The sequence below is a fragment of the Methylobacterium terricola genome (genome assembly GCF_006151805.1).
In the GTDB taxonomy this organism is placed as follows: Bacteria; Pseudomonadota; Alphaproteobacteria; order Rhizobiales; family Beijerinckiaceae; genus Methylobacterium; species Methylobacterium terricola.
In genome coordinates, this window is record NZ_VDDA01000001.1 from 332,428 (window position 1) to 358,691 (window position 26,264).

Below are 26,264 nucleotides of genomic sequence, written 5' to 3' on the forward strand. Positions count from 1 at the left end.
CCGGGGAAACGCCGCCAGCGACCGGGTGACCCGTGCTTCCGCCTCTGTCGCGCGCGACGTTTCCCGCTTATCAGGAGCCGGACCGCGCTCCGCCCCATCCTCCGACCGGACCGTCATGCTCAAGGCCTTCCTCGCCTATTACCGGCCGTACCGGGCCCTGTTCCTCGTCGATTTCGGCTGCGCCATCCTCTCGGGCCTGCTCGAGCTCGGCTTCCCGATGGCGGTGAAGGCCTTCGTCGACGTGCTGCTGCCGCGCCAGGACTGGAGCCTGATCCTGCTGGCCGCGGCCGGGCTGACCCTGCTCTACGTCGCCAATGCGGGGCTGATGGTGGTGGTGACCTACTGGGGCCACGTGCTCGGCATCAACATCGAGACCACGATGCGGGCCCGCGCCTTCGACCACCTGCAGACGCTGTCGTTCCGGTTCTTCGACAACCAGAAGACCGGCCACCTCGTCGCCCGGGTGACGAAGGACCTGGAGGAGATCGGCGAGGTCGCCCATCACGGGCCCGAGGACCTGTTCATCGCCGTGATGACGCTGATCGGCGCCTTCGGGCTGATGCTCTATGTCCATCCGCCGCTGGCGCTGATGACCGCCGCGATCCTGCCGGTCATCGCCTTCGTCACCGTGCGCTACGGCGGCCGCATGACGCGGAACTGGCAGGCGCAGTACGGCCGGGTCGGGGCCTTCAACGCCCGCATCGAGGAGAATGTCGGCGGCATCCGGGTGGTGAAGGCCTTCGCCAACGAGGCCCACGAGCGGCGCCTCTTCGCCGCCGACAACGCGCGCTACCGGGCGACCAAGCTCGAGGCCTACAAGATCATGGCGGCGAGCCTGTCGCTCAACTATCTCGGCATGCGCCTCGTCCAGATCGTGGTGCTCGTCGGCGGCGCTGCCTATGTGGTGCGGGGCGATCTCAGCCCCGGCGGCTTCGTCGGCTTCCTGCTCCTCGTCGGGGTGTTCTACCGGCCGCTGGAGAAGATCAGCGCGGTGGTCGAGACCTATCCCAAAGGCATCGCGGGCTTTCGCCGCTACCTGGCCCTGCTCGCCACCGCGCCCGACATCGTCGACCGGCCCGGCGCGGTCGCGGTGCCGCTCACGGGCGAGATCCGCTTCGAGGGCGTGCGCTTCGGCTACGGCGACGGCCGCCCGGTGCTCGATCGTGTCGACCTCGCCGTGCGCGCGGGCGAGACCGTCGCTTTCGTCGGGCCGTCGGGCGCCGGCAAGACCACGCTCTGCTCGCTGGTGCCGCGCTTCTACGACGTCGAGGGCGGGCGCATCACGATCGACGGCCACGACATCCGCGACCTGACCCTCGCCTCGCTGCGCGGCCAGATCGGCATCGTGCAGCAGGACGTGTTCCTGTTCGCCGGGACGATCCGCGAGAACATCGCCTATGGCCGGCTCGACGCGAGCGAGGCCGAGATCCGGCAGGCGGCGCACCGGGCCCGCCTCGACACCCTGATCGAGACGCTGCCGGACGGGCTCGACACGGTGGTGGGCGAGCGCGGCGTCAAGCTCTCGGGCGGGCAGAAGCAGCGCCTGGCGATCGCCCGGGTCTTTCTCAAGAACCCGCCGATCCTGATCCTCGACGAGGCGACCTCGGCCCTCGACACCCAGACCGAGCGCGAGATCCAGCAGGCGCTCGCGGAACTGACCATCGGCCGCACGACCCTCGTCATCGCCCACCGCCTCGCCACCATCCGGCACGCCGACCGCATCGCCGTGGTGTCGAACGGGCGCATCCTCGAGCAGGGCTCGCACGAGGCGCTGGTGGCAGCCGACGGCGCCTACCGGCGCCTGCACGCGGCGCAAGCCGGCATCGTCGCCGCGGAGTAGCGGGACCGGATGAGGGGAGGGTCAGTGCGAGGCGGTGTGGAGCGCCCAGACGTCTTCCTCGACGTCGAGCAGCGTCTCGTGGACTTGCCGCGCCATGGCGAGCGCCGCCTCGTCGCTCGTCGCCGCGCCGGAGAAGCGGGCGATGACCGCGAGCGACTCGACCGACAGGGCCTGCCGGAAGCGGGCGAATCCGCCCGGGCACTCGGCCTCGTAGGAGAGGGCAAGATCGCGCAGCACGTGCGTGACCAGGGCCGCGACAGGCGCGGGGGCGGGAGGGCGGCCCTCGGCGGCCACCGGCAGGTCGAGATTCAGGATCATACTCGCGCAAGTAGTGCCTGCAACACGCCAGACATACCCGGGCTTACAGCCTAGGCCGCCTGGGATAATGCGCGACGGCGCGCGCGCCGATCGCGGCCGATCCGATGAGGCATCGCCCGTCCTCCCGCGTCCCGCGCCGCAGGTTTTTCCGATCCCGAACGGTCATGGCGTCCGCCCATCCGCCGGTCGGACCGCCGTCATTCCCATCGCATGATTAATCTTCGGTCACCGACATGGGAAAAATTTTCGCGGTTATCGGGGATGCGGCATCGGCCGAGGCGAGGCGGCGGTCACGGAGGGCCGGCGCGTCGTCCTCGTCGGGCTCGGCACCGGAGGCGACGTCCTGCCGGTGATCGCGCTCGGTGCGGCATGGCGGGTGAGGGGGCGCTGTCCGCCGCGCCGCCGCCGGTCCGGCCACCGATCCCGGATCTCGGTCCGCTGACGCATCGGTCGTCCGGAACAGGGGCGGCCTACGGGGAACCGGGAGATGGCCAGCGTCGAGCCGCGTAAACGGCATGGCCCGCTCCGTTCGGGTTCCTGCTTCTGAATCGTCGTGCCGCCGATCCGGTCATCGCGGCGGCCAGCGATGCCGGGCGGTCACGCCGCCCGGACCTCGCCCAGGAACGCCCCCACCGCCGCGCTCATCGCATCGGTCTGGCGCCCGAGGTCGCGGGTGGAATCGGTGACCTGCATCGCGACCGCGGCGGTGCCGCCGGCATCCTCGCGCACCCGGTCGATCAGGCGGGCGACTTCCTCGGTGCCGGCGCTGACGTCGCGGGTGCTGCGGGCAATCTCCGCGGTGGCGGCGCTCTGCTCCTCGACCGCGGCGCTGATCATCGCGCTGCTCTCGCTGATCCGCCCGATCGTCTCGCGGATGCGGGCGATCGCCTCGACCGACCCGCCTGCCGCTGTCCGCATGGCGTCGATCTGGCCGGCGATGGTGCCGGTGGCCCGGGCGGTCTGCTGGGCCAGCGCCTTCACCTCCGCCGCCACCACGGCGAAGCCGCGGCCGGCGGCCCCGGCGCGCGAGGCCTCGATCGTGGCGTTGAGGGCGAGCAGGTTGGTCTGGGCCGCGATGCCGGTGATCAGCGTCACCACCTGGCCGACCTGGCCGACGGCCTCGGCGAGCGACGAGACCCGGGCCGCCACCGCGTCGGATTGCGACACCGCCTCCTCGGCGACGGCGTGGGAGCGGCCGACCTCGCCGGCGATCTCCGCGATGGCGGCGCTGAGCTGCTCGGCGGAGCGCGTCACCTGCTCGGTCCCGGCGGCGGCCTCGACCATCGCGGCCGCCACCGCGGTGGCCGCCTCGGTCGAGCGGGCGGCGTTGCGCGACAACGAATCGACCGAGCCGTCGAGGGCCCGGGCCTGATCGGTGACCGCGCCGATGACCGCCAGCACCCGGTCCTCGAAGGTCTGCGCCAGAGTCGCGGCGGTGCGCCGGCGGCTCGCCTGCTCGGCCGCCGCGTAGGTCTCGAGCAGCACTTCGAGGTCGAGCCAGGCCGCCCGTGTGAGGGTGCCGCGCAGGGCTTCCCGGTCCTTGCCGGAGAACGGACGGCGCGGGGCGTCGAGCCCGAGCGCGCCGGCCAGTCCCGCCGTCACCGTGGCGTGGCAGATCGAGACCGCGTAGGCCGGCACCCCCCGGTCGTAGAACACGGTCGCCAGCCGCTCGGCCGATGCCGTGAAGTCCGGGCCGAAATCCCCGCTCGCCACCCGCACCCAGTGGGCGACGCGGGCCTCGTGCACCTCGGGATCGCGCAGGGTCGCCTGGATCTCCGGCCAGGTGGCGAAGCGGGCGTTCCACTCGGCCAGCAGCCCCGGCAGGCGCTCGCGCGCGAAGCCGGCGAGGCCGCGCAGGCGGGCGAGGTCGTCCTCCGTGAGGCCGAAGGTGGCGAAGCGCCGGCTTTGCGCGGCGGAGACGACCGTCTGATCCATGGCGAAGTTGCACCAGTTGCAGAACACAACTTGTGCGTGGGTTCCTCATAATTTTCGGTTACCGGCGATTCACCTGACTGTTAGATCTTGATCGACCGCGATGGAACCATTCGCGGCGAGGCTGCGGGCGCATTCCGCGACCTGCCGGCGCAGCCAGGCATGGCCCGGATGGCGCTCGACCCGCCGGGCCCAGACCAGGACCGAGCGGGTGACCGGCAGGTCGGGATCCGCCGGCAGGGCCGCGCAGGCGACCGGATGCACCGTCTCCAGGGTGCGGGCGATCCGCTCGTCCAGGACCGCCACCATGTCGGAGCGGACCAGGATCGGCGCCGCCGACAGGAACGGCGCCGCCATCGCGATGCGGCGGGGCGGCAGGCCCCGGCGCAGGAGGATCGCGTCGAGGAAGCCGACATCGTCGCCCGTCGAGGAGACGACGAGGTGGGGCAGTTCCGCCAGGCGCTCGTAGGTGAGGGGCGAGGCCAGGGCCGGATGCCCGCGCCGGGCGACCGCCGCGAACCCGTCGCGGAACAGCGTCGTGGTGCCGAAGCGCTCGCCCTCGACCCGGCCGGCGCCGACCACCGCGAGGTCGACATCGCCGCGGTCGAGCTGGTCGTCGAGGCGCACGGTGCCGCTCGGGCTCATGTGCAGGTGGAGCGACGGGGCCCGATGCCCGATCCATTCGGCGAGGGCCGGGGCCAGCACCACGGCGGCGGTGTTGTTGAGCACCAGCCGGAAGCGGGCGGTGGCCGAGGCCGGATCGAACCGGTCCTGCTGCAGCGCGCCCTCGATCTCGGCCAGCGCCCGCCGCACCGGTTCCGCCAGGTCGAGGGCCCGCGGCGTCGGGCTCATGCCCTCCGGCCCGCGCACGAACAGTTCGTCCCCGAGCGCCCGGCGCAGGCGCTGCAGCGCATGGCTCACCGCCGACTGGCTCAGGCCCAGCCGCTCGCCGGCGCGCGTCACGTGCCGCTCGCGCATGATCGCGTCGAACACGATGAGCAGCTTGAAGTCGAACGCGTCCCAGTTCACGGGCGTCGGTTGTAGCGGAGGGGCGCGGGGCGGGATAGGCACCGCGCCCGGTCGAGGGAGCCGGGATCGCCCGTCACGCCGATGCGGCGAGGCCGGCGGCGAAATCGCGGTAGGCGTGCAGCCGGCGGCCGAGCATGGCGGTCAGGCGCTCGCGGTCGCCGGATTCCGGGAGCATCCCGTCGGTCTGGAACCGCTCGGCCATCAGGCGCATGTCGAAGGCCATCCAGGGCGGCATCGCTCCGCCCAGCGTGCGCTCGAACGCGACCGTGTCGTCGCCGCCATAGGCGACCGGACGCCCCAGGGCCTCCGACCAGATCGCGGCGACGCCCTCGCCGGTCAGCGTCTCCGGCCCGACGAGGGTGAGCCGCTCCGAGGGCAGGGGGACGGTGCTCCCGTCGCGGCGGACGAGCGCGAGGGCGGCGATCTCGCCGATGTCGCGGGCGTCGATCATCGCGAGGCCCCTGTGCCCGATCGGCATCGGGTAGACGCCGTAGTGCAGGACGACGTCGGCGATGGTGCGGTCGTTGTCGATGAAATAGGCCGGGCGCAGGATCGTGGCCTCGAACCCCATCCCGTCGATCATCCGCTCGACCGCGAACTTGCCGGCGAAATGCGGCACGTTCAGGTAGCGATCGCTGTGGATCACCGACAGGTAGACCACCCGCCGGATGCCCGCCTCCCGGGCGAGGTTGAGCGCGACGAGCGCCTGCGTGACCTCGTCGGGCACCACCGCGTTGAGCAGGAACAGGGTCGAGACGCCCGAAAGGGCGGCCCGCATCGCGTCGATGTCGAGGAAGTCCCCCTGCGCCACCGCGACGCCGTCGGGAAGACCGGCCTTGGCGGGGTCGCGGACCTTGGCAGGATCGCGGACGAGGGCGCGGATGTCGGCGCCGTGGCGGCCGAGCGCCGCGACCACGTGGCGCCCGACCGTGCCGGTCGCGCCAGTCACCAGGATCGTCATGGGTTTGCTCCGGTTCGGGGTTGAACACGTCCCGACGATGCGCGATCCAGTCATGAGCCGATAGACGTCAGTTCTGGACGCACCGTCTCGCCGGTGGAACGGATGGACCTGCTCGCGCTCGCCGATTTCGTACTCGTCGCCCGCCACGGCGGGTTCGGGCGGGCCGCCCGCGCCACGGGACGGCCGAAGGCGACGCTGTCGCGCCGGGTGGCCGAGCTGGAAGCGAGCTTGACCCTGCGTCTGTTCGAGCGCGGCCGCCGGGTGCTGGTGCTCACCGAGGAGGGACGGGCGCTCGCCGAGCGGGCCGGCGCCCTGCTGACCGAGCTCGACGAGACGGCCGCGGCGATCGCCGCCGGCGGCGGCCGGGTCCGCGGCCGGCTGCGGATCAGCGCGCCGCTCCTGTTCGCGCAGACGGCGCTCGGCCGGGTGGCGGCGTCCTTCGCGCTGAAGCACCCGGAGGTCCGCCTCGCGGTCACCACGGAGGACCGGGCGGTCGACATGGTCGAGGAGGGCTACGATCTGGTGATCCGGGTCAATCCGGACCCGGACGAGAGCCTGGTCGGCCGGGTCTTCCTGCGCGACCGGATCGTCGTGGCGGCGGCTCCCGCATGGCGGCGGCCGCCCGAGGACGCGCCCGTGCCGGCGGTGGTGAGGACGGAGCAGGACCCGGCGGTCTGGGCGCTCGCGGGTGGCGGGAGCCTCGCCGTCTCGCCGGTTCTGGCCCTGTCCTCCCTCGTCATGGTGCGCGACGCGGTCCGGGCCGGTGTCGGGGTCGCGCGCCTGCCGCTCTCCCTCGTCGGTCCCGACCTCGCGGCGGGACGGCTCGTCCGCTGGGGCGACGTCGCGGGCGGGGAGACCGCCCTATGGGCGCTCTACCCGTCGCGGCGGCTGCTCAACGCCCGGGTCGCGGCCTTCCTCGACCACCTCGGTGAGACGTTCCCGACCGGAGCGCCGGAGGAGCTGGCATCCTTCATCGGGGAGTGACCCGGCTCACGCCGCCTTCACCGCCGCCAGGAAGCCGCCGACCTCCCGCGTCAGCCCGTCGGAATGGCGCGCCAGGATGAGCGCCGCGTCGAGCACCTGCCCGGCGGCCGTGCCGGTCTCGCCGGCCTCCCGGCCCAGGTCGCGCAGGGTCTCGGTGACGTGGCCGGTGCCCGCGGCCGCCTCGCCGACGCTGCGGGCGATCTCCTGGGTCGCGGCGCCTTGTTCCTCCATCGTGGCCGCCACGGATGCGGCGGAGGCCGACATCTCGCCGATCACCTGGCCGATGCGCTGGATGTCGGCGATGGCGGCCCGGGTCGCGGCCTGGATCGCCCCGACCTGCCCGGTGATCTCCTCCGTCGCCCGGGTGGTCTGGCCGGCGAGCGCCTTGACCTCGGCGGCCACCACGGCGAAGCCGCGCCCCGCCGCCCCCGCCCGGGCCGCCTCGATGGTGGCGTTGAGGGCCAGAAGGTTGGTCTGCGCGGCGATGTCGGCGATGACCGAGACGACGCGCTCGATGCGCTCGGCGGCCTGGGCCAGTTCGCCCACCGTGGCGTCGGTGCGGCCGGCATCCGCCACCGCCTGCCCGGCCATGCGCGAGGTCTGCGCGACCTGCTGCACGATCTCCTGGATCGCCGCCGTCATCTGCTCGCTCGCCGCCGCCACGGCGTGGACGTGGCCGGAGGTCCGCTGCGCCACCCCGGCCGCTGCCTCGGTGCGCCCGGCCCCGGCCTCGGCGCCCGCCGCCATCGCCCGGGCCGCCGCCTCCATGGTGCCGGCCGCCCCGGCGAGATCGCGCGAGAGCCCCGAGACCTTGGCTTCGAACTCCCGGGCAAGGCCATCGACCAGGGCGGCGCGCCGGGCCGCGGCTTCGTTGCGCTCGCCCTCCTGCGCTGTCAGCCGGCGCATCGCGCCGGCGGAATCCTTGAACACCTGCAGGGCGCGGGCGAGCGCGCCGATCTCGTCCCGCCGCCCGGTGCCGGCCACCGCGACCGTAAGGTCGCCCGCCGCGAGGTCGTTCATCGCCCGCGCCATGCGGGTGAGCGGCCGGGCGACGCCGAAGACCGCGATGGCGGCGAGGGCCGAGAAGGCGAGGGCGAGGCCGATCCCCGCGACGAGGGTCAGGCGCGTCGTGGTCGCGGCGGCGGCGGCCTGCGCCGCGTCCCGGGCCGCGGCGAGGTCGGCCAGCGTCGCCCGGACCCGGGCCGCGACCGCGGCGGAGGCCGTCTCGCGCATGCCGGCATCCTTCTCGGTCGAGAGCGCGAAGGCGACGTCGGTCATGCCCTGCTGCGCGTTCGTCACCACCTTGGCCGAGAAGGCGAGGTAATCGGCGATGCTCGTGCGGGTCGCCTCGTCCGCGGCGCGCTCCTCCGCGGTCGCGGCCAGCCCCACCAGCCGCTCGGCCTCGGCGGCGGCCAGCTCCTCCGCCGCCCGGTGCTGCTTGGCCAGGACCTGGCGCGCCTCGTCGCTGCCCTCGATGATGACGCTGCGCTGGGCGATCGCCGCTTCGGCGACGGCGTTCGCCACCCGCAGGGCCGCCACCGCCCGGGCCGTGCGCGAGTCGACGATCTCTCCCATCGTCCGCCCCATCGCGTCGAGGCCGGTCCGGGCGAGCCCGACGAGGCCGAGCGCCACGAGGAGCACGAGGCCGGCCGGCAGCGCCAGCTTGGCGAGGAGCGTGAGGTTGTTGAAGGCGCGCATGCCGGATTCCCGCCGCGGAACGGCCCGAACCCGATACGGTCGCACCCTTCCATAAGCTAACAATGACGGAGGCTTGGCATCGTCGGGTTAAGAGATCATTTCTCCGCCATATCGTGGCGTTGCTTATTCTGACGGTTCGTTTTTCGACAATTTTTTGATTGCCGACTAGTATTCGGGGTTACGCAGAATAATTCATCAATGAATTGCCCATTCGGGCGGCATCGCGCCCGGCCCATAGGCAAATCAGGCGTCTCGCCGGGTCACGGCTGGGAATGCCCCCCGAAAGTCTGCACGATCCCGCCTGCCGCCAAGTCATCGGTGGTCGCCAAGGTGGTCGCCAAGGTGGTCGCCAAGGTGGTCGCCAAGACGCGACGAACGCGGTAAACGCGGTCGTAACCAGTCAGAACGGGGGCTGTCAGCGATGAGCGAATCCACCGACCGGTTCAAGCGTGCGCCCAAGCGCAAGCCCGCCCAGGCCCGCACCCTCACGGTCTCGGCCGAGGCCAAGGCGGCCTACGAGAAGCTGATCCGCGAGAAGGAGGAGCGCGAGGCCTACGCCCGCAACCTCCCGGCCGACCAGAGGCCGCGCTGAGCGGCCTCTCGCCAGATCCTCGCTCGCCGAGTCCTCACTCGCTCTTGTCGAACGGGTTCTTCGAGGTCCGGAGCGACAGGCGGATCGGCACGCCCGGCAGCTCGAAGGCCTCGCGCAGGCTGTTGACGAGGTAGCGGGTATAGGATTTCGGCAGCGCGTCGAGCTGGTTGCCGAACAGGGCGAAGTGCGGCGGGCGCGACTTCACCTGGGTAGCGTAGCGGATCTTGATGCGCCGGCCGGACACCGCCGGCGGCGGGTTGGCCTGTGTCGCCTCGCTCAGCCACTGGTTGATCTTGGCGGTCGAGACGCGGCGGTTCCACACCTCGGCGGTCGAGACCACCGCGTGCATCAGCCGGTCGATGCCCTCGCCGGCGAGCCCCGAGAGCGGCACCACCGCGGCCCCGCGCACCTGCGGCAGCAGGCGCGTCGCCTTCTCCTTCAGATCCTTCAGCAGCCCGGGCTGGTCGGCGACAAGATCCCACTTGTTGAGACCGATGACGAGGGCGCGCCCTTCCGACTCGACGAGGTCGACGATGGTCAGGTCCTGCTTCTCGAACGGGATCGTCGCGTCGAGGAGCACCACCACGACCTCGGCGAAGCGCACCGCCCGCAAGCCGTCGGAGACCGCGAGCTTCTCCAGCTTGTCGTCGATCCTGGCGCGGCGGCGCATGCCGGCGGTGTCGTGCAGCTTGATCCGGCGGCCGCGCCACTCCCAGTCGAGTGAGATCGAGTCGCGGGTGATGCCGGCCTCGGGGCCGACGAGCAGCCTGTCCTCGCCGAGCATCCGGTTGATCAGTGTCGACTTGCCGGCATTCGGGCGGCCGACGATCGCGACCTTGAGCGGCTTGCCCTCGCCGCCCTCGTCGTCGTCGTCGTCCTGCTCCGGCAGCACCGCTTCGAGGGCGTCGAGGAGGTCGCCCATGCCCTCGCCGTGCTCGGCCGAGAGCGGCACCGGGTCGCCGAGGCCGAGCGCGAAGGCCTCGTAGGCGCCGGCCATGCCGGCCCCGCCCTCGGCCTTGTTGGCGAGCAGGATCACCGGCTTGTCGGCCCGGCGGACCAGCTCGGCGAAGGGCTGGTCGGCCGGCAGCAGGCCGGCGCGGGCATCGATCACGAACAGGACCGCGTCGGCCTCGGCGATGGCGGCCTCGGTCTGGGCGCGCATTCGGCCGGCCAGCGAATCGGCCTCGGCCTCCTCCAGCCCGGCGGTGTCGAGGATGCGGAAGCGCAGGTGGCCGAGGCGTACCTCGCCCTCGCGGCGGTCGCGGGTGACGCCCGGCCGGTCGTCGACGAGCGCCAGCTTGCGGCCGACGAGACGGTTGAACAGCGTCGACTTGCCGACGTTGGGACGCCCGACGATCGCGACGATGGGCATCGACATGGAGGTCTTCCTGAAAATAGCAGCGGGCGGGCACGCCGCGAGGCGCGCCGCCCTGTCCTGGTGATGATGCGGGACGTCAAAGTCCCGCGCTATGGGATTCTACCGCGTCGCCTCGGCGGGAGCAGGGGCGGGGGCGTCGGGGACGACCGGCGGCGGCGGGGCGGCCGGGGCTGCGGGCGCCGCCTCGACGACCTGCACCGGACCGCCGGCCACCAAGCCGACATAGATCTCGAGCCGCTGGCGCAGGCCGGCGGGGGTCTCGCGGTCGGCGGCGATCTGGTCGAACCAGCGCCCGGCGCCCTCGACGTCGCCCTTCTTGAGCGCCACGAGGCCCAGCGTCTCGCGGGCGGTGTGCCGGAAGGCGCTCGTCGGGGCGGCGAGGCTCTGGAGCGTGTTCAGCGCGGTCGCGTCGTCCTTGTCGGCGAGGAGCAGCGCGCCGCGCAGGCGGGCGAGATCGCGAAGCGCCGGGCCGACCGCAGTGTCGTCGGCGATCGCCGCATAGGCCTTGGCGCCGGCCGCCGGATCCGCCTTGCCGGCCTCCGCCGCGGCGCGCAGGCGCGCCAGCAGGCGGTAGCCGAACGGCGACTCGGCGGCGACGCCCGCGAAGGCCTTCTCGGCATCCTCCGGCGTGCCGTCCTTGGCGCGGCGCAGGGCCTCCTCGAAGCGCAGGCTCGCCGCCTCGGCCTGCTGGGCTTGCGCATGCTGCCAGTAGCGCCAGCCGCCGACGCCCAGCACCACCAGCACCGCGAGACCGATGAACACGCCGCTGTAGCGCGACCAGATCTGGGCCAGGCGGTCGCGCCGGTACTCGTCGTTGACCTCGCGGATGAACTCGTTCTCGCTCATGGTATCCGGGCTCGCCGCCAGCAGGGGCCTCCACGGAGCTGCCCGGGGCAACTCTGCCGAGGTACGTGTTTTTGCATCGTTTCCGTCGCCGGACCGGGGACCGCTTCGGCGAATGATGCTGGAAGGACTCGTCGCCGCGACCGTGCGACAGGGCCGGTCGCGTAGCACAGTCCCGGCAGGAAGTCAGGCCCGGTCGAGAACTCGGTTGGGTCGGGCGTCCGGTTACGCCTGGCCCGGCCAGACCGCGACGCCGATCAGCCAGGGATGCAGCACCCGGGCGAAGACGAACCAGGCCGCGACCCCGATCACCACGGCGAGGGCGTCGTTGCGCCATCCCGCCGGAGCGGCGACGGGGCCGCCATGCGGCTTCACCTCGTCCCGCCGCTTGGCGCTGATCCGCGCCATCACCGCCCAGGCCAGGATCGTCCCGAACAGGATGATCGAGCCGAGATCGCCGTTGGCGAGCAGGTGCGCGGTCGCCCAGATCTTCACACCCAGCAGCATCGGGTGCTTGAGCCGGGCCTTGATCCGTCCCGGCAGGTAGGCGGCGACGAAGGAGATGAAGGCAAGCAGCACCAGCAGCAGGGCGAGGTGGCGGGTCCAGACCGGCGGCGACCATACCTGGATGTAGTCGTGCGCCCGGTACTGGCCGTAGCCGTAGCCGAGCAGCACGAGGCCCAGCAGCGCGGCGATCGAGTACCCGATCTTGTAGGGGCCCTCGCCGATCCGCGCGATCACGGCGGCGCGGGGGCCCCGCAGCATCGTGAAGGCATGGGTGCCGAGGAAGAGGACGAGGCCGGCGAGCAGGAGCAGCATCAGGGAAAAACCTTCGGGGATGGCGGCTGGATTCGCGGAGCTGCGCTAAGCAAGCCTCAAGCACTCTGGAGCAGGCTTTACGGCCAAGTCCAGGGATGCCGCATGCTCCTCCGCCTTCTCCTCGCGTGTCTCTGCGTCGCGGTCGTGACGGCCGCGGACGCCAAGGAGCCATCGTCCAAGGAGCCGCCGCTCTCGGCCCTGACCCTGGTCGGCCCGCCCCGCACCGTGTTCAAGGCCGGCCGCGACGCCTGCGACGGGCACGACGTGCCGGACGCCCCCGCCCGGGCCTTCCGCGAGGCGGATGGCGGCATCGCCCTGTTCGGCATGCATTACCGCAACCGCGCCTTCCGCGGCCGCGATTTCGAGGCGCTGAAGCTCGATTGCCGGGTCGTGCTCGATTCCGCCTTCAAGCCCGAGCCCGAGGCCTTCGACGACCGCTCCTGGATCGCCGCCACCTGGACCGAGGACGGCCAGCGGGTCGAAGCGCTGCTGCACGAGGAGTACCACGCCGACGATTACGGCCGTTGCCGCACCAAGGGGGCGCTCGCCTGCTGGTACAACGCCGTGCTGGCCGCCCGCTCGACCGATGGCGGGAAGAGCTTCACCCGCACGGTGCCGCCGACGGTGGTGGCCGCCGCCCCCTTCCGCCAGGAGGTCGAGCAGGGCCGCCACCGCGGCTTCTTCAACCCGTCGAACATCGTTTCCGACGGGCGCGCCCGCTACTTCTACGCCTCGACCACCGGCTGGACGGGGCAGCCCTTCGGCGTCTGCCTGTTCCGGAGCGACGACGTCTCCGATCCCGCCCGCTGGCGCGCCTTCGACGGCAAGGATTTCTCCGCCCGCTTCCCCAACCCCTACGGGAAGGGCGCGAAACCGACCGGCTCCTGCGCCCCGGTGGCGCCGTTCCCGGCCCCGGTCGGCTCGGTGAGCCGCCACCGCGGCACCGGCGCCTGGATCGCGGTGTTCCAGGCCGCCGCCGGCGGCGTCTTCCCGCGGCCGGGGATCTACTGGAGCACCTCGCGCGACCTCCTCGCCTGGGACGCGCCGCGCCTCCTCATCGCCGGGCCGACGCTCTACGACGATCCCTGCACCGCGGGCGGCGAGCTCGTCAGCTATCCCTCCCTCATCGACCCGGCCGCGCCCGGCCGCAACTTCGACACCGTCGGGGACACCGCGACTCTGTTCTACGTGACGCTGAGGACCAAGGGCTGCGAGGTGACCTCGGACCGCGACCTCGTGCGCCGGCCGGTCTCGATCAAGGTGTGGCCGTGAGGGTTCGCCCGGCGCCGATCCGAGTCGAACCCGCACGGCTGGTCCGCGACTCCCGGCGTCATCCCGGGGCTCGCCACAGGCGACGGCCCGGGACGACCACGCGGGTTTCAGGGATGCCGGGCGCTTGGGCAGGCGCTCAGGACGCAGCCGAGCGCTGCCCCTCACCCCCGCCAGGTCAGCAGGTACGCCCCCACCACCACCAGCCCGACCCCGAGCCAGTTCACCCCTGACAACCGCTCGCCGAGCAGCGTCGCGCCGAACACCGCGACCAGCACGATCGACAGCTTGTTGAGGGTCGCGACCTGCGCCGCGCCGCCGACCTTGAGCGCCCGGAAGTAGCAGGCCCAGGACCCGGCGGTGGCCAGCCCCGAGAGGCTCAAGTAGCCGAGGTTGCGGCCGCTCAGCGCCCGCAGGCCCTGCCATTGCCCGGTGGCGAGGCAGAGCGCGCCGAGCGCCGCGACGATCACCATCGAGCGGAGGAAGGCGGCGGCGTCGGTGTCCGCACCGGCGCTGCCGGCCCGGGCGAGGACCGCCGTCATCGCCGTGAACACCGCCGAGGCCAGCGCCCAGACCTGCCACGCCATCCCGCGACCTCCCCCGCGCCGCCCGCCCGGCATCATGAATGCCGGCCATGCGCCGATGCCGACAATGCGTTTCACTGGCGCACCGGCTTGGCCCAGCTTCCCGCGCCGACGGCCCGGCACGACCGGCCGATCCTTGGCGGGGGAGGGACATCATGGACCAGACGCGGCGGCTGTTTCTCGGCGCGGCGGCGCTCGGCGCCGGCGGGCTGATGGCCACGGGGGCGACGGCGCTGGAGCACGACCACGGCAACCCGGGCGACGGCGGCTTCGGCCGCCAGGCGGTCTCGCTGCCGCCGGGGGCGACGGTCGCCTACCACGATCCGCAGGATGTCGGGGCGATGCCCGATTTCCGCTTCTCCCTCGACGGCAACCGGCCGAAGGTGACCTCCGGCGGCTGGGCCAAGGAGGCCACGGTGCACCAGTTCCCCATCAGCAAGGGGATCGCGGGCGTGCACATGTTCCTTGAGCCCGGCGCCTCGCGCGAGCTGCACTGGCACGCCATCGCGGCCGAGTGGGCCTACGTCATCGACGGCCGCTGCCAGACCGTGGTCCTCGATCCGTCGGGTGCCAGCGAGATCAACAATTACGAGCCGGGCGACCTCTGGTACTTCCCGAAGGGCCACGGCCACTCGATCCAGACCATCGGCGACAAGCCGTGCCACTTCATCCTGTCGTTCGACAACGGCGCCTTCTCGGAGCACGGCACGTTCTCGATCACCGACTGGATCGACGTGACCCCGAAGGACATGCTGGCCCTCGATTTCGGCCTGTCGCCGGACGCCTTCGAGGCCTTCCCGAAGGGCGAGGCCTACATCCAGGCCGGCCCGGTGATCCCGGTCGCCGACGCCCTCGACGCGCCGTGGCCGAAGGACTCGACCCACAAGTTCCGCCTGCTCAAGGATCCGCGGGCCGTCCGCGAGTTCGAGGGCGGCAGCTTCCGGCTCGCCACGGTCGACGAGTGGCCGATCCAGAAGACGATGTCGGGCGGCGTGATGACGATCAGGCCGGGGCAGATGCGCAAGCTGCACTGGAACGTCAACGCCAACGAGTGGCACTATTACCTGAAGGGCAAGGGGCAGGTGGCCTTGTTCGGCTCGGGCGGGCGCGGCAAGGTGGCCGAGTTCAAGCCCGGCGACGTCGCCTACATCCCGATGGGATTCGGCCACGCGATCAAGAACACCGGCGACGAGGACCTGGAGATCGTCCAGACCTGGGACAACGGCAAGTTCGAGGAGATCGACCTCGACACCTGGATCAAATCGAGCCCGCGCTACCTCCTGTCGAACAATTTCGCCGGGGTGCCGGGCGGCACGATCACCAAGCTGAAGCAGGGCTGAGGCTGTCGCTCGCGGCGCGGGCGACACGGCCGTCCGGCCGGCGGCGATCGGACGTCCCCGCCGGCCGGACGGCCCCGCCTCAATCCCGTCCGCGCCCCACCAGCCAGGCCGGATCGAACCACCGGTCGGCCTCGCCGTCATAGGGCAGGCGGGTGATGTCCCATTGCTGGATGAACGGGGCGTAGACGTTCCAGACCGCAATCCCGCCGCCGACATAGATCCGGCGGCCGGGATAGCGCGCCAGCACCGCCCGCGGATCCTCGTGCGAGCGGATGATCGCGATGGTGCGATCCTGGTAGGCGAAGTCCGGCACCGCCTCGATGGTCTTCGGCCCGGCGATCAGCACGTGGCCCTGCGTCACCGCGAAGAAGCGCGTCACGTCCTCGACATAGAGTGGATCGGTGTTGCCCTCCCAGGGCAGCCGCCCGTGCAGGCCGAGCTGGCCCCGCTGCCCGATGGCGCACATCGCCCGCACGTCGATCATCGCAACACGTCCTCCGGAGCGGGGCCCCGCTGGGCCATGCCCTGCCTGATAGCCCGCGGGCCGAGGCCCGGCCAGACGGACGTGTCACGCCTCGCGCAGCAGGACCGCCGCGCCTTCGCGCTCGGGCAGGGCGCCGGCCGGCACCGGCTTGCCGAACAGATAGCCCTGGAGCGTGGTGCAGCCCGCCCCGCGCAGGCAATCGGCCTGTTCGGGGGACTCGACGCCCTCCGCCGTGGTGACGATGCCGAGGCTGCGGCTGAGCCCGGTGATCGCCTGCACCACCGCTAGCGCCTCCCGGCTGCCGCAGATCTCGCGGATGAACGAACGGTCGATCTTGATCTTGTCGAACCGGAACGCGCACAGGTAGCTCAGGGACGAGTAGCCGGTGCCGAAATCGTCGAGGGCGATGCGGGCGCCGAGCTGCTTCAGCTGCTGCAGCAGGGCGAGATTGTTCGACGAGGCGTCGAGCAGCACCGATTCGGTGATCTCGAGCTCGAGCCGGCCGGCGGGCAGGCCGGAGGCGGCGAGCGCCGCGGCGACCTGGGCCGCGAGGGCCGTGCTGCGGAACTGCACCGGCGACAGGTTGACGGCGACGGTGCGGCCGCTCGCCCAGCCGCTCGCCTCGCGGCAGGCCTCCTGCAGCACGAAGGCGCCGATCTCGTGGATCATCCCGGTCTCCTCGGCGACCGGGATGAAGTCGAGGGGCGAGATCGGGCCGCGCACCGGATGGTGCCAGCGCAGCAGCGCCTCGTAGCCGACGGTTTCGCCGTCCTCGGCCCGCACGATCGGCTGGTAGTGCAGGCCGAGCTCGCGCCGGGCGATCGCGGCGCGCAGATCGGTCTCGATCAGGCGGCGGTAGCGGGCCGAGGCCTCGAGCGCGCCGTGGAAGCGGGCGTGCCGGGACCGGCCGGTGCGCTTGGCCTCGTAGAGCGCGAGGTCGGCGCAGCGCAGGAGTTCATCGGCGGTGTCGCCGTCTTCCGGCGCGAGGGCGATGCCGATGCTCAGCCCGGTCTCGATCCGCTGCCCGTCGACCTCGACCGGCTGGCGCGCCGCCGCGATCAGCCGGTCGGCGAGGGCGACGGCCTCCGCCCCCGCCCCGGGGACGGCGGCGACGACCGCGAACTCGTCACCGCCGAGGCGCGCCAGGGTGTCGCCCGGGCGCAGGCTGTCCCGGAGGCGCCGGGCGACGACGCGCAGCAGGTGGTCCCCGACCGGATGGCCGAGGGTGTCGTTGATGCACTTGAAGTCGTCGAGATCGATGCACAGCACCGCGTGGCTCAGGCCGCCGGAGGCCTCGGGGCGCCCGGTCTCCCCACGCGCGGTCTCGGCCGCCAGAACCTCGCCGAGCCGCTGCCGGAAGAACTCGCGGTTCGGCAGCCCGGTCAGGCCATCGTGATAGGCGAGGTGGTGGATCCGCGCGCTCGCGGCGTGCTCGTCGCTGACGTCCTCGGCGATGAGCAGGCCGTTGCGCGGGTGATCGCCCCGCCCGCCGATCGCCAGGGCGCGCATCCGCAGCATGCGCGGGCCCCACGCGGTCTCGACCGAGGCCTCGACGGTGACGGCGGCCGGATCGGTGCCCGCGGGCCCTTCGGCCGCCGCGAGCGCGGCGTCCATCAGGGCCGCCATGGCCGCCGGCAGGACCACCGCGGCCGGGCGGCCGATCAATTCGCCGGTGCAGCGGCAGAGCAGCAGCTCGGCCTGCCGGTTGGCGAGCCGGATCAGCCCGGTCGCGGCGTCCTGCACGACGACGCTCGACGGCATGGTGGCGATCACGCTGTCGAGGAAGGCCGACGCGGCGGCGTGCTCGTCGCGGTGGCGCTCGGCGATCTCCTTGGCCTCGATGACCTGAAGCCGCTGGAGGCGCTTCTCGGTCCGGTCGCGGGTGATCTTGGCGAAACCCAGCAGGGTGCCGTCGTCGTCCCGGATGGCGTCGATCGCGACCTCGGCCCAGAATGAGGTGCCGTCGCGGCGGAAGCGCCAGCCCTCGGCCTCGAACCGTCCGGTCTCGCGGGCCTGGCGCAGGCTCGCCTCCGGCAGGCCCGCCGCCCGGTCCTCCGGACCGTAGAAGCACGAGAAGTGCCGGCCCACGATCTCGGCGGCTTTGTACTGGCTGGAGCGCTCGGCCCCGGCATTCCACTTCACCACGTTCCCGGCCGGATCGAGCATGTAGAGCGCGTAATCGGTCACGCCCTTGACGAAGAGGCGGAAGCGACGTTCCTCCTCGCGATGCTGCTGGAGAAGGCGCTGCTGCTCGCTGCGGTCCCGGGTGATCTTGGCGACGCCGATGAGGTGGCCGTCGTCGTCGCGGATGGCGGCCATGACGACCTCGGCCCAGAACGAGGTGCCGTCGCGACGGAGACGCCAGCCCTCGGCTGCGAAGCGCCCGGTCTCGCGGGCCTGGCGCAAATTCGCCTCCGGCACCCCCGCCGCCCGATCCTCCGGACCGTAGAAGCACGAAAAGTGCTCTCCGACGATCTCCGCGGCCGTGTATTGCTTGATTTTCGCTGCGCCGGCGTTCCAGTTCACGACCACGCCGCCCGGATCGAGCAGGGCGATCGCGTAGTCGGTCACGCCCTGGACGAGCAATCGGTACAGGACGTCGGTGCTTGCGGTCACGACTGGCTGTCCATCATCGGCGTCGCTCCAGGGTCTCCCAGGGAGAGTCTGGTTCACGCCCGCCAAGATGGGCTGTTCCGTACTAATGCAATCTTAAATCGATATCATCGCGACAGAAAATTTTTCCCTATTGGGACATGTGTCCTAAATCAGCGCGGCGGGGCGGAGCAATCGTTGACCCCTCCGCTATGGCAATGTCGAAGGGCGCAGAAAGCGTCTTTTCGCCGGATCCGTGAGCATGGAACGCCTCTGCGTCATCCCGTGACGGGTGTCGCGACCGACGAGCATGTCGTCGCGATCCCGGGGGATGCCGGGTTCCCCGTGGAGGCCGGCATGCGCGCAGGATCCGCCCGGACCGCGTGCGGGGCCTGTCCACGTGATCCCGGTTCCTCACGCAGCGCGGTCGCCAGGCTGGCTCCGGACATGGAAAAGGCGGGACCCCCGCCTCGCGAGGGCCCCGCCTTGCCTGTCCTCACACGGCCGGTGATCCGTTCAGGCCGGCTTCTGCGGCGTCAGCACCCGGCCGGTCGGGAAGTCGAAGATCGCGCCGCTCTCGCTCCAGTCCGGGCTCGCCAGGCGGACGATGTGGGGCGCCAGGTCCTCGGGGGTGCGCAGGGTCTCCGGGTCCTCGCCCGGCATCGCGGCCTTGCGCATCGCGGTGCGCAGCGGCCCGGGATTGAGCAGCATCGCGCGCACCGGCGTGGTCGCGGTCTCGGCGGCGTAGGTCCGCACCATCGCCTCGAGCGCGGCCTTCGACACCGCGTAGGGGCCCCAATAGGCCCGGCACGACGAGGCCGCGCCCGAGGTGACGAAGACCGCCCGCCCGGCCTCCGAGCGCCGCAGCAGCGGATCGAGGGAACGGATCAGGCGCCAGTTCGCCGTGACGTTGACGTCCATCACGGTCGACCAGACCTTCGGGTCGACGTGGCCGAGCGGCATCAGCTTGCCGAGCACGCCGGCATTGCCGACGAGCACGTCGAGCCGGCCCCAGCGCTCGTGGATCGCGGCGCCGAGGCGGTCGATGGCGTCGTAGTCGCACAGGTCGAGGGGGACCAGGGTGGCGGAGCCGCCCGAAGCCCGCACGGCGTCGTCCAGTTCTTCGAGCGCGCCTTGCGTCCGGGCGACCGCGATGACGTGGGCCCCGGCCTCGGCCAGGGCCAGGGACGCCGCGCGGCCGATGCCGCGCGACGCGCCCGTGACGACGGCGATGCGGTCGGCGAGGGGCTTTTCGGGGAGGAGGGTGTCGGACATGCGGTCAGTCGGCCTCGGCGAGGATCGCCATCTGGCGCGGCGAGGCGACGGCGAGGTCGGTCAGCGGCGTCGGGTAGTCGCCGGTGAAGCAGTGGTCGGTGTATTGCGGGCGGGCGGCGTCGCGGCCCTCCTCGCCCATCGCCCGGTACAGGCCCTCGATCGACAGGAACGCCAGCGAGTCGGCGCCGATGTAGCGGCGCATGCTCTCGAGGTCGTGGGTCGCGGCGAGCAGCTTCTCCTTCTCCGGCGTGTCGATGCCGTAGAAGTCGGGATGGGTGATCGGCGGCGAGGCGATGCGGAAATGCACCTCGCGGGCGCCGGCCTCGCGCATCATCCGGACGATCTTCACCGAGGTGGTGCCGCGCACCAGGCTGTCGTCGACGAGCACGATGCGCTTGCCCTCGACCGCCGCGCGGTTGGCCGAGTGCTTCATCCGCACGCCGAGCTCGCGCACCGACTGGGTCGGCTGGATGAAGGTGCGGCCGACATAGTGGTTGCGGATGATCCCGAGCTCGTAGGGCAGCCCGGTCTCCTGGGCGTAGCCGAGCGCCGCCGGCACGCCGGAATCCGGCACCGGGATCACGATGTCGGCCTCGGCCGCGGATTCCCGCGCCAGCTCGACGCCGATGTTCTTGCGCACCGAATAGACGTTCTTGCCGTTCACGATCGAATCGGGGCGGGCGAAGTAGATGTACTCGAAGATGCAGGGACGGATCGGTTGCGCCCGGGCGAAGCGGATCGACTCGATGCCGTCCTCGGAGATCACCACCATCTCGCCGTTCTCGACGTCGCGCACGAAGCGGGCGCCGATGATGTCGAGGGCGCAGGTCTCGGAGGCCAGGATGTAGCGGCCGTCGAGCTCGCCGAGCACCAGCGGGCGGATGCCGAGGGGATCGCGGGCGCCGATCAGCTTCTTGTTCGTCATCATCACGAGGGCGTAGGCGCCCTCGATCTGGCGCAGCGCGTCCATCACCCGGTCGACGATGCGCACGTGGCGCGAGCGGGCGACGAGGTGGAGGATCGCCTCGGTGTCGGAGGTCGACTGGCAGATCGCGCCGTCGCGCACCAGCTGGCGGCGCAGCAGCAGGCCGTTGGTCAGGTTGCCGTTATGGGCGACCGCGAGGCCGCCGGTCTCGAGCTCGGCGAAGAGCGGCTGCACGTTGCGCAGGATCGTCTCGCCGGTGGTCGAGTAGCGGACGTGGCCGATCGCCGCTTCGCCCTTCAGGCGCTCGATCGTGGCGAGGTCGGAGAACGAATCGCCGACGAGGCCCATCCGGCGCTCGGAATGGAACACCTGGCCGTCGAACGCCACGATGCCGGCCGCCTCCTGGCCGCGATGCTGCAGGGCGTGGAGGCCGAGCGCCACGATCGCGGCGGCGTCCGGATGGCCGTAGATGCCGAAGACGCCGCATTCCTCGCGCAGGGTATCGCCGTCGAGGTCGAGATCGCCGCCGAACGCCTCGCTCGCCCCGGGCGCGCCCCGGAAGGTTTCGCTGCGTGCTGACATGATGAGAAGCCCCTGGTGGCCGGTCACCGCACGGCCTCGCCTCGCCGACCCCGCGCACCCGTTAGCCGCGCGGGCCTGATTCGCCCGCGAGGTCGCGTGTCGGCCATGGGGTCTTACGCCATGGAGCGTCCGATATTTGACCTCGCGCCGGCTATGTAGTCGCTGCCGCGGGCGGAACCAAGGCGGCAGATACGCGTTGCGCGACGTATCTCACATGCAAAGGACGCCGATCCGGCGCCCCGTGCGGTTTCGCACCTGCTCAGCGACGCGGCGTGGCGTCGGTGCGGCGCTGGGGCGGGGCATCGGCCTCCGCCGGGGCGTCGGTGCCGGGATCGGTCTCGGGCTTCGGCTTGCGGAACTGCTTGAGCAGGCCTTCCGGGTTGTCCGGCAGCATCGCCACCAGCTTCTGGCCGCTGTTCTCGAGGATCTCGCGGCTGCGGGCCTGCTGCGCCCAGTCCGGCACCTTGCCCTGGACCAGCCAGGCCAGGAACACCCAGCCGATCACGCAGATCAGGAAGCCGCGCCCGGCCCCGAAGGCGAGGCCGAGGCTGCGGTCGACGGCGCCGATCCGCGAATCGAGGATCAGGTCGGAGATCTTCACCGTGATCACCGAGACCACCAGCAGGGTGACGAGGAAGATCGCGGCGATCGAGACCACCAGCGAGACGGTGTCGCTGGAGACGTGCTGCTTCACGGTCGGCAGCAGCAGCGGGTGCAGGGTCCAGGCGAGGCCGGCCGCCGCGACCCAGGCCACGATCGCCAGAACCTCGCGGGTGAAGCCCCGCACCGCCGCGAGCAACGCGGAGATGACGACGACACCCAGCACGACGAGATCGAGAACGGAGAACGGCATCGGCAGGAACGGTTCGGGGGCGGGAGCGTTGCCTCGGGGTCGCGGCTGCCCTGACCGCCGGGGTTGTATACGCTGCCGGATCCGATCCGTCACCCTGTCGTGGGTGGGGTGGTGCTGTGGCGCAGGACCGGCCGGGCCTGATCGACGGATTTCGCCTCCTTCGCGTCATCCCGGGCTCCGCTGCGCGGCCCCGGGGTTGCCCCAAAGGAGGTGAGGGGCATGGGCGCCCCGTCATCCGTCGACGTCAATCGATCGGATCGTCACAGATCCTCATCGTCATAGGCCGGCAGCCGCTGCGGCTGCCGCCGTCCCCCGCGGACCGGCTTGCCGGAGGCCGCCACCCCCGCCACGAGATCCGCGATGTGGCGCAACGACTCCGCCGGAAACCCGGTCCCCGATCCGTCGCGCCCGGCCCCCTCGCGACCCTGCGGCATCAGCGCCTTGGCGAAGCCGAGCTTCTGCGCCTCCTTCAGCCGTGCCGGTGCCTGCGCCACGGGCCGGACCGCCCCCGACAGGCCGACCTCGCCGAAATACACCGCGTCCGACGGGAGCGCCGCGCCCGAGAGCGAGGAGACGAGGGCGGCCGCCACCGCGAGGTCGGCCGCCGGCTCGCTGATGCGCAAGCCCCCCGCCACGTTGAGGTAGACGTCGTGGCCCCCTAACCGGATGCCGCCATGGGCCTCCAGCACCGCCAGCACCATCGACAGGCGGTTCGGATCCCAGCCGACCACCGCACGCCGCGGCATGCCCAGCGCCGAGGGCGCCACCAGGGCCTGGATCTCGACGAGGAGCGGCCGCGTGCCCTCCATCCCGGCGAAGACCGCGGTGCCCGGCGCCGCGAGGTCGCGCCCTGCCAGGAACAGGGCCGAGGGGTTCGGCACCTCGGCCAGGCCCCCGTCGGTCATCTCGAACACCCCGATCTCGTCGGTGGGGCCGAAGCGGTTCTTCACCGCGCGCAGGATGCGGAAATGGTGGCCCTGGTCGCCCTCGAACGAGGCCACCGCGTCGACCATGTGCTCGACGACGCGGGGCCCGGCAATCTGCCCGTCCTTGGTGACGTGGCCGACCAGGATCACCGCGGTGCCCGAGGTCTTGGCGAAGCGGATCAGGCTCTGGGCCGAGCCGCGGACCTGGGTCACCGTGCCGGGCGCCGATTCCACCGTCTCGGTCCACATCGTCTGGATCGAATCGATGATCGCCAGCGCCGGCGGCTTGCCCTGGCTCAGGGTGGCGATGATGTCCTCGACATTGGTCTCGGCGGCGAGCTCGACGGGAGCGCTCGCCAGCCCCAGCCGCTCGGCCCGCAGCCGCACCTGGCCCACCGCCTCCTCGCCCGAGATGTAGGCGACGCGTTCGCCGCGCTTCGCCAGGGCGGCGGAGGCCTGCATCAGCAGGGTCGACTTGCCGATGCCGGGATCGCCGCCGAGCAGGATCACCGAGCCGCGCACGAAGCCGCCACCCGTCACCCGGTCGAGCTCGGCGATGCCGGACGAGGTGCGGGGCGCCTCCTTGACCTCGCCGGTCAGGCCTTCGAGCGGGAAGATCCGGCCCCGCGCCCGGCTCGGCCGGGTCGCGACCGGGCCGGAGACCGGGCTCGCCGCGCCGGTCTCCTCGACGATCGTGTTCCAGCCGTTGCAGGCCTCGCAGCGCCCGCGCCAGCGGTTGTAGACCGCGCCGCAGGACTGGCAGGCGAAGGTCTGGTGGTTCTTCGCCATCGGCGACGGATCTCCGGGGGGTTAGGCCTGGGGTGTTCCTGATATGTCCCGAGGGGCGAGCCGTTGCAACCGGACCGGACCCGCCCGAGCGACGGTTCCGAAACGAACCTGCCGCGCTCGCGTCCCAATCGGCCGCGACAGCTCGGCCTTACCCCGACGATGGATGCGCATGATGGCCCGGGCCGGCGACACCTACCATTACGACCGCGCGCAGCGCGGCTTCCACTGGCTGATGGCGGCCCTGATCCTGGTGGCGCTCGGGATCGGGATCTATGCCGCCTGGCAGGTCCCCGGCACCTCGCCGCGGCGCGAACTGCTCGACATCCACAAGTCGATCGGCCTGACGGTGCTGCTGCTCCTGCCCCTGCGCCTCGTCTGGCGTCTGATCGCCGGCGAGCCGGCCTATCGCGTGCCGCCGTCCCGCCCGGCCCATCTCGCCGCGAAGGCGGCGCATGCGAGCCTTTACGTCCTGATGCTGCTCCTGCCGGTCAGCGGCTACGTCTATTCGGCGGCGGGGGGCTACGGGCTGCCGTGGTTCGGGGTGTTCTCGTTCCCGCGCCTCGTGCCGGTCGACAAGGCTGTGTCGCTGGCCGGCTACAGCGCGCATTACTGGATCGCGTGGGCGGTCGGGATCGTGCTCAGCCTCCACGTGCTGGCGGTGGCGTGGCACGCCTGGATCCGGCGCGACGAGGTGATGGGGCGGATGTGGCCGCGGCGGGTTGTCGGGGGATGAGGGGCGGTCGGCGGAACTGACCCACCCCGTGGCATTGCCATCACATCGACCACTCACCGCGTCATCCCGGGGGTCGACGACGTCGAGAACCCGGGATTCATCATCGCCGACCGTAAATGGGTCCGGCGGAAAGCGTGTCACTTTATCCCGCGCCGTCGGCGGTTGCGGATCCCGGGTTCCGCTGCGCGGCCCCGGGATGACCGAGGGTGGCACCTCCGTGAAGGGAAGGCACCCGGTGCTCACCGCTCCACCGGTGCGAACAACCCCACGAACAACGGCCGCGCATACAGCTCCGCCGCATTGTCCGGCGTCACGCCGGGCACCCAGGCCGGCAGCTCGGCCGCCGCATTGACCATGCTCGACACCAGCTGCGCGGCGATGCCGGCATCGAGCGGCCGCACCGACCCGTCCGCCATGCCGTCGACGAGGCAGAAGCCGAAGCGCTCGGTCAGGCGGTTCATGGTGCGCCGGGTCTCGGTGCGCAGGGCCTCCGGCAGGGCGCTGAAGGCGGTGACGCGCAGCAGCGGTCCCCCGGGGCCGAGCTGGCTGCGCACCAGGGTGGCCGCGGCGGTGCAGACCCGGTCCCAGCCGCTGCCGCCATGCGCATCCGCCGCGTCCTGCACCGCCCGGATCTGGGCGAAGCTGCGGGCGAAGCAATTGGCGACGAGGTCGTCCTTGTTGTCGTTGTGGTGGTAGAACGAGCCCTTGGTGACCTTGAGGAGGCTGGAGATCTTCTCCACCGAGGCGCCGCGATAGCCCTGCTGGTTGATGAGGATGGTGGCGGCGCGCAGGAACGCCTCTGGCGACACCTCGCTCTCCTCGGGAGGCGCCTGTTCGGGCAGCAGGCCCGGGCGCCAGCCGGAGCCCGGGCCCGCCATGCCGCGGGTGAGGAGGTCGGCCATCCGGGCGCCGGCCCGGGCATAGTCCCGCGGCTCGTAGCGGTGGATCCACAGCCGGGTCGAGTGCATCACCGAGAGCAGCAGGTGCGTGCGGGCGTTGCGGTCCGCCCGGTCGAGGCCGTCGTCGAACCACCCGCGCAGGCGCCGGAACAGGGCGTTGTAGGCGGAGAACACGCTCTCGGCCTGGGGCGCGGGCAGGGCCCGCACGTCGTTGAGCACGGCGATGTCCGGCTCCTCGCCGGCCGCCATCGCGGCCCGGTGGGCGACCACGAGGTCGAGGAGCATGGCGAGCCGCGCCGGCCCGTCGGGTGCCGCCTCGGCGCGGGCGACGAGCCCGTCGAGCACCCCGATCGTGTGCAGGAAGCAGGCCGCCGCCAGATCCTCCTTGCGGCGGTAATAATAGGTCACGCTGTTCGTCATCAGCCCCACGCTGCGGGCGACGTCGGCGAGCGTCGTGCCCTTCACGCCGGCCTCGTTGATCAGGGCGGCGGCGGCATGGAGGATCGCGTCGCGCTTCTGAGCGTAGCGCCGGGTCTGGCGCGGCGCCGCGCCGGGGGCGGGCACGGTCTCGGGATCGAGGCTGCGGGGCATGGGGGGATTGAGCACTGTCGCGGCCCCC

General features: G+C 71.9%; 22 protein-coding genes. 6 read left to right on the forward strand and 16 right to left on the reverse strand.

Annotation, left to right across the window (positions count from 1 at the left end; genetic code table 11):
- Positions 1-115 precede the first annotated feature (115 nt).
- A complete protein-coding gene (locus FF100_RS01505; RefSeq protein WP_139033790.1) occupies positions 116-1,840 on the forward strand; it encodes an ABC transporter ATP-binding protein in 1,725 nt (574 codons plus the stop codon).
- Between the two features lie 21 nt (positions 1,841-1,861).
- On the opposite strand, the gene FF100_RS01510 is transcribed toward FF100_RS01505, so the two are convergent.
- From FF100_RS01510 to FF100_RS01525, 4 genes are all read right to left on the reverse strand, one after another.
- Complete coding sequence (locus FF100_RS01510) at positions 1,862-2,158, reverse strand: hypothetical protein (RefSeq protein WP_139033791.1); 297 nt, start codon at positions 2,156-2,158, stop codon at positions 1,862-1,864.
- Positions 2,159-2,755: 597 nt separating this feature from the next.
- On the reverse strand, positions 2,756-4,093 hold the full coding sequence (locus FF100_RS01515) for a globin-coupled sensor protein (protein WP_139033792.1): 1,338 nt from the start codon (positions 4,091-4,093) through the stop codon (positions 2,756-2,758).
- A gap of 69 nt (positions 4,094-4,162) precedes the next feature.
- On the reverse strand, positions 4,163-5,119 hold the full coding sequence (locus FF100_RS01520; RefSeq protein ID WP_139033793.1) for a LysR family transcriptional regulator: 957 nt from the start codon (positions 5,117-5,119) through the stop codon (positions 4,163-4,165).
- Positions 5,120-5,192: 73 nt separating this feature from the next.
- On the reverse strand, positions 5,193-6,080 hold the full coding sequence (locus FF100_RS01525) for an SDR family oxidoreductase (protein ID WP_139033794.1): 888 nt from the start codon (positions 6,078-6,080) through the stop codon (positions 5,193-5,195).
- 102 nt (positions 6,081-6,182) lie between these two features.
- On the opposite strand from FF100_RS01525, the gene FF100_RS01530 reads away from it, so the two are divergent.
- Positions 6,183-7,064 carry a LysR family transcriptional regulator gene (locus tag FF100_RS01530; protein WP_139033795.1) on the forward strand — a complete coding sequence of 294 codons (882 nt, stop codon included), beginning with the start codon at positions 6,183-6,185 and terminating at the stop codon, positions 7,062-7,064.
- Positions 7,065-7,070: 6 nt separating this feature from the next.
- Here the strand turns inward: FF100_RS01530 and FF100_RS01535 are convergent, their stop codons facing one another.
- A complete protein-coding gene (locus FF100_RS01535; protein ID WP_139033796.1) occupies positions 7,071-8,762 on the reverse strand; it encodes a methyl-accepting chemotaxis protein in 1,692 nt (563 codons plus the stop codon).
- A 421-nt stretch (positions 8,763-9,183) separates the two neighbouring features.
- Here FF100_RS01535 and FF100_RS36845 point away from each other — a divergent pair, with 421 nt between their 5' ends.
- Positions 9,184-9,354, forward strand: a complete 171-nt coding sequence (locus tag FF100_RS36845) for a hypothetical protein (RefSeq protein ID WP_171070012.1) — start codon at positions 9,184-9,186, stop codon at positions 9,352-9,354.
- A 34-nt stretch (positions 9,355-9,388) separates the two neighbouring features.
- Here FF100_RS36845 and der read toward each other — a convergent pair whose 3' ends face one another.
- The 3 genes from der to FF100_RS01550 all read right to left on the reverse strand — a co-directional run bounded on the left by der (position 9,389) and on the right by FF100_RS01550 (position 12,394).
- Entirely contained in the window at positions 9,389-10,732 is a 1,344-nt protein-coding gene (gene der / locus FF100_RS01540) for a ribosome biogenesis GTPase Der (RefSeq protein ID WP_139033797.1), read from the reverse strand.
- A gap of 99 nt (positions 10,733-10,831) precedes the next feature.
- Positions 10,832-11,578: a tetratricopeptide repeat protein gene (locus FF100_RS01545; RefSeq protein ID WP_139033798.1), complete on the reverse strand. Its 747-nt coding sequence runs from the start codon at positions 11,576-11,578 to the stop codon at positions 10,832-10,834.
- A gap of 222 nt (positions 11,579-11,800) precedes the next feature.
- The gene (locus FF100_RS01550; RefSeq protein WP_139033799.1) at positions 11,801-12,394 is read right to left on the reverse strand and encodes an NnrU family protein; all 594 of its coding nucleotides are present in this window, start codon (positions 12,392-12,394) and stop codon (positions 11,801-11,803) included.
- Positions 12,395-12,496: 102 nt separating this feature from the next.
- Between FF100_RS01550 and FF100_RS01555 the strand changes: the two genes are divergently transcribed.
- Entirely contained in the window at positions 12,497-13,666 is a 1,170-nt protein-coding gene (locus FF100_RS01555) for a glycoside hydrolase family 183 protein (RefSeq protein WP_139033800.1), read from the forward strand.
- 161 nt (positions 13,667-13,827) lie between these two features.
- Here the strand turns inward: FF100_RS01555 and FF100_RS01560 are convergent, their stop codons facing one another.
- Positions 13,828-14,250, reverse strand: a complete 423-nt coding sequence (locus FF100_RS01560; RefSeq protein ID WP_139033801.1) for an EamA family transporter — start codon at positions 14,248-14,250, stop codon at positions 13,828-13,830.
- A 152-nt stretch (positions 14,251-14,402) separates the two neighbouring features.
- Between FF100_RS01560 and FF100_RS01565 the strand changes: the two genes are divergently transcribed.
- Positions 14,403-15,587 carry a cupin domain-containing protein gene (locus tag FF100_RS01565; protein ID WP_139033802.1) on the forward strand — a complete coding sequence of 395 codons (1,185 nt, stop codon included), beginning with the start codon at positions 14,403-14,405 and terminating at the stop codon, positions 15,585-15,587.
- A gap of 79 nt (positions 15,588-15,666) precedes the next feature.
- On the opposite strand, the gene FF100_RS01570 is transcribed toward FF100_RS01565, so the two are convergent.
- From FF100_RS01570 to radA, 6 genes are all read right to left on the reverse strand, one after another.
- Complete coding sequence (locus tag FF100_RS01570) at positions 15,667-16,071, reverse strand: dihydrofolate reductase family protein (RefSeq protein ID WP_060846860.1); 405 nt, start codon at positions 16,069-16,071, stop codon at positions 15,667-15,669.
- A gap of 84 nt (positions 16,072-16,155) precedes the next feature.
- Positions 16,156-18,687 (reverse strand): sensor domain-containing protein, encoded by a 2,532-nt coding sequence (locus FF100_RS01575; protein WP_139033803.1) that lies wholly within the window; start codon positions 18,685-18,687, stop codon positions 16,156-16,158.
- A gap of 492 nt (positions 18,688-19,179) precedes the next feature.
- Positions 19,180-19,938, reverse strand: a complete 759-nt coding sequence (locus tag FF100_RS01580) for an SDR family NAD(P)-dependent oxidoreductase (protein WP_139033804.1) — start codon at positions 19,936-19,938, stop codon at positions 19,180-19,182.
- A 4-nt stretch (positions 19,939-19,942) separates the two neighbouring features.
- A complete protein-coding gene (gene purF / locus FF100_RS01585; protein ID WP_139033805.1) occupies positions 19,943-21,445 on the reverse strand; it encodes an amidophosphoribosyltransferase in 1,503 nt (500 codons plus the stop codon).
- Between the two features lie 259 nt (positions 21,446-21,704).
- Entirely contained in the window at positions 21,705-22,298 is a 594-nt protein-coding gene (locus FF100_RS01590) for a CvpA family protein (RefSeq protein WP_139033806.1), read from the reverse strand.
- 260 nt (positions 22,299-22,558) lie between these two features.
- Positions 22,559-24,013 carry a DNA repair protein RadA gene (gene radA, locus FF100_RS01595; RefSeq protein ID WP_139033807.1) on the reverse strand — a complete coding sequence of 485 codons (1,455 nt, stop codon included), beginning with the start codon at positions 24,011-24,013 and terminating at the stop codon, positions 22,559-22,561.
- 169 nt (positions 24,014-24,182) lie between these two features.
- Here radA and FF100_RS01600 point away from each other — a divergent pair, with 169 nt between their 5' ends.
- A complete protein-coding gene (locus tag FF100_RS01600) occupies positions 24,183-24,746 on the forward strand; it encodes a cytochrome b (protein WP_246101865.1) in 564 nt (187 codons plus the stop codon).
- A 239-nt stretch (positions 24,747-24,985) separates the two neighbouring features.
- Here FF100_RS01600 and FF100_RS01605 read toward each other — a convergent pair whose 3' ends face one another.
- A complete protein-coding gene (locus FF100_RS01605; protein WP_139033808.1) occupies positions 24,986-26,236 on the reverse strand; it encodes a TetR/AcrR family transcriptional regulator in 1,251 nt (416 codons plus the stop codon).
- Positions 26,237-26,264 lie beyond the last annotated feature (28 nt).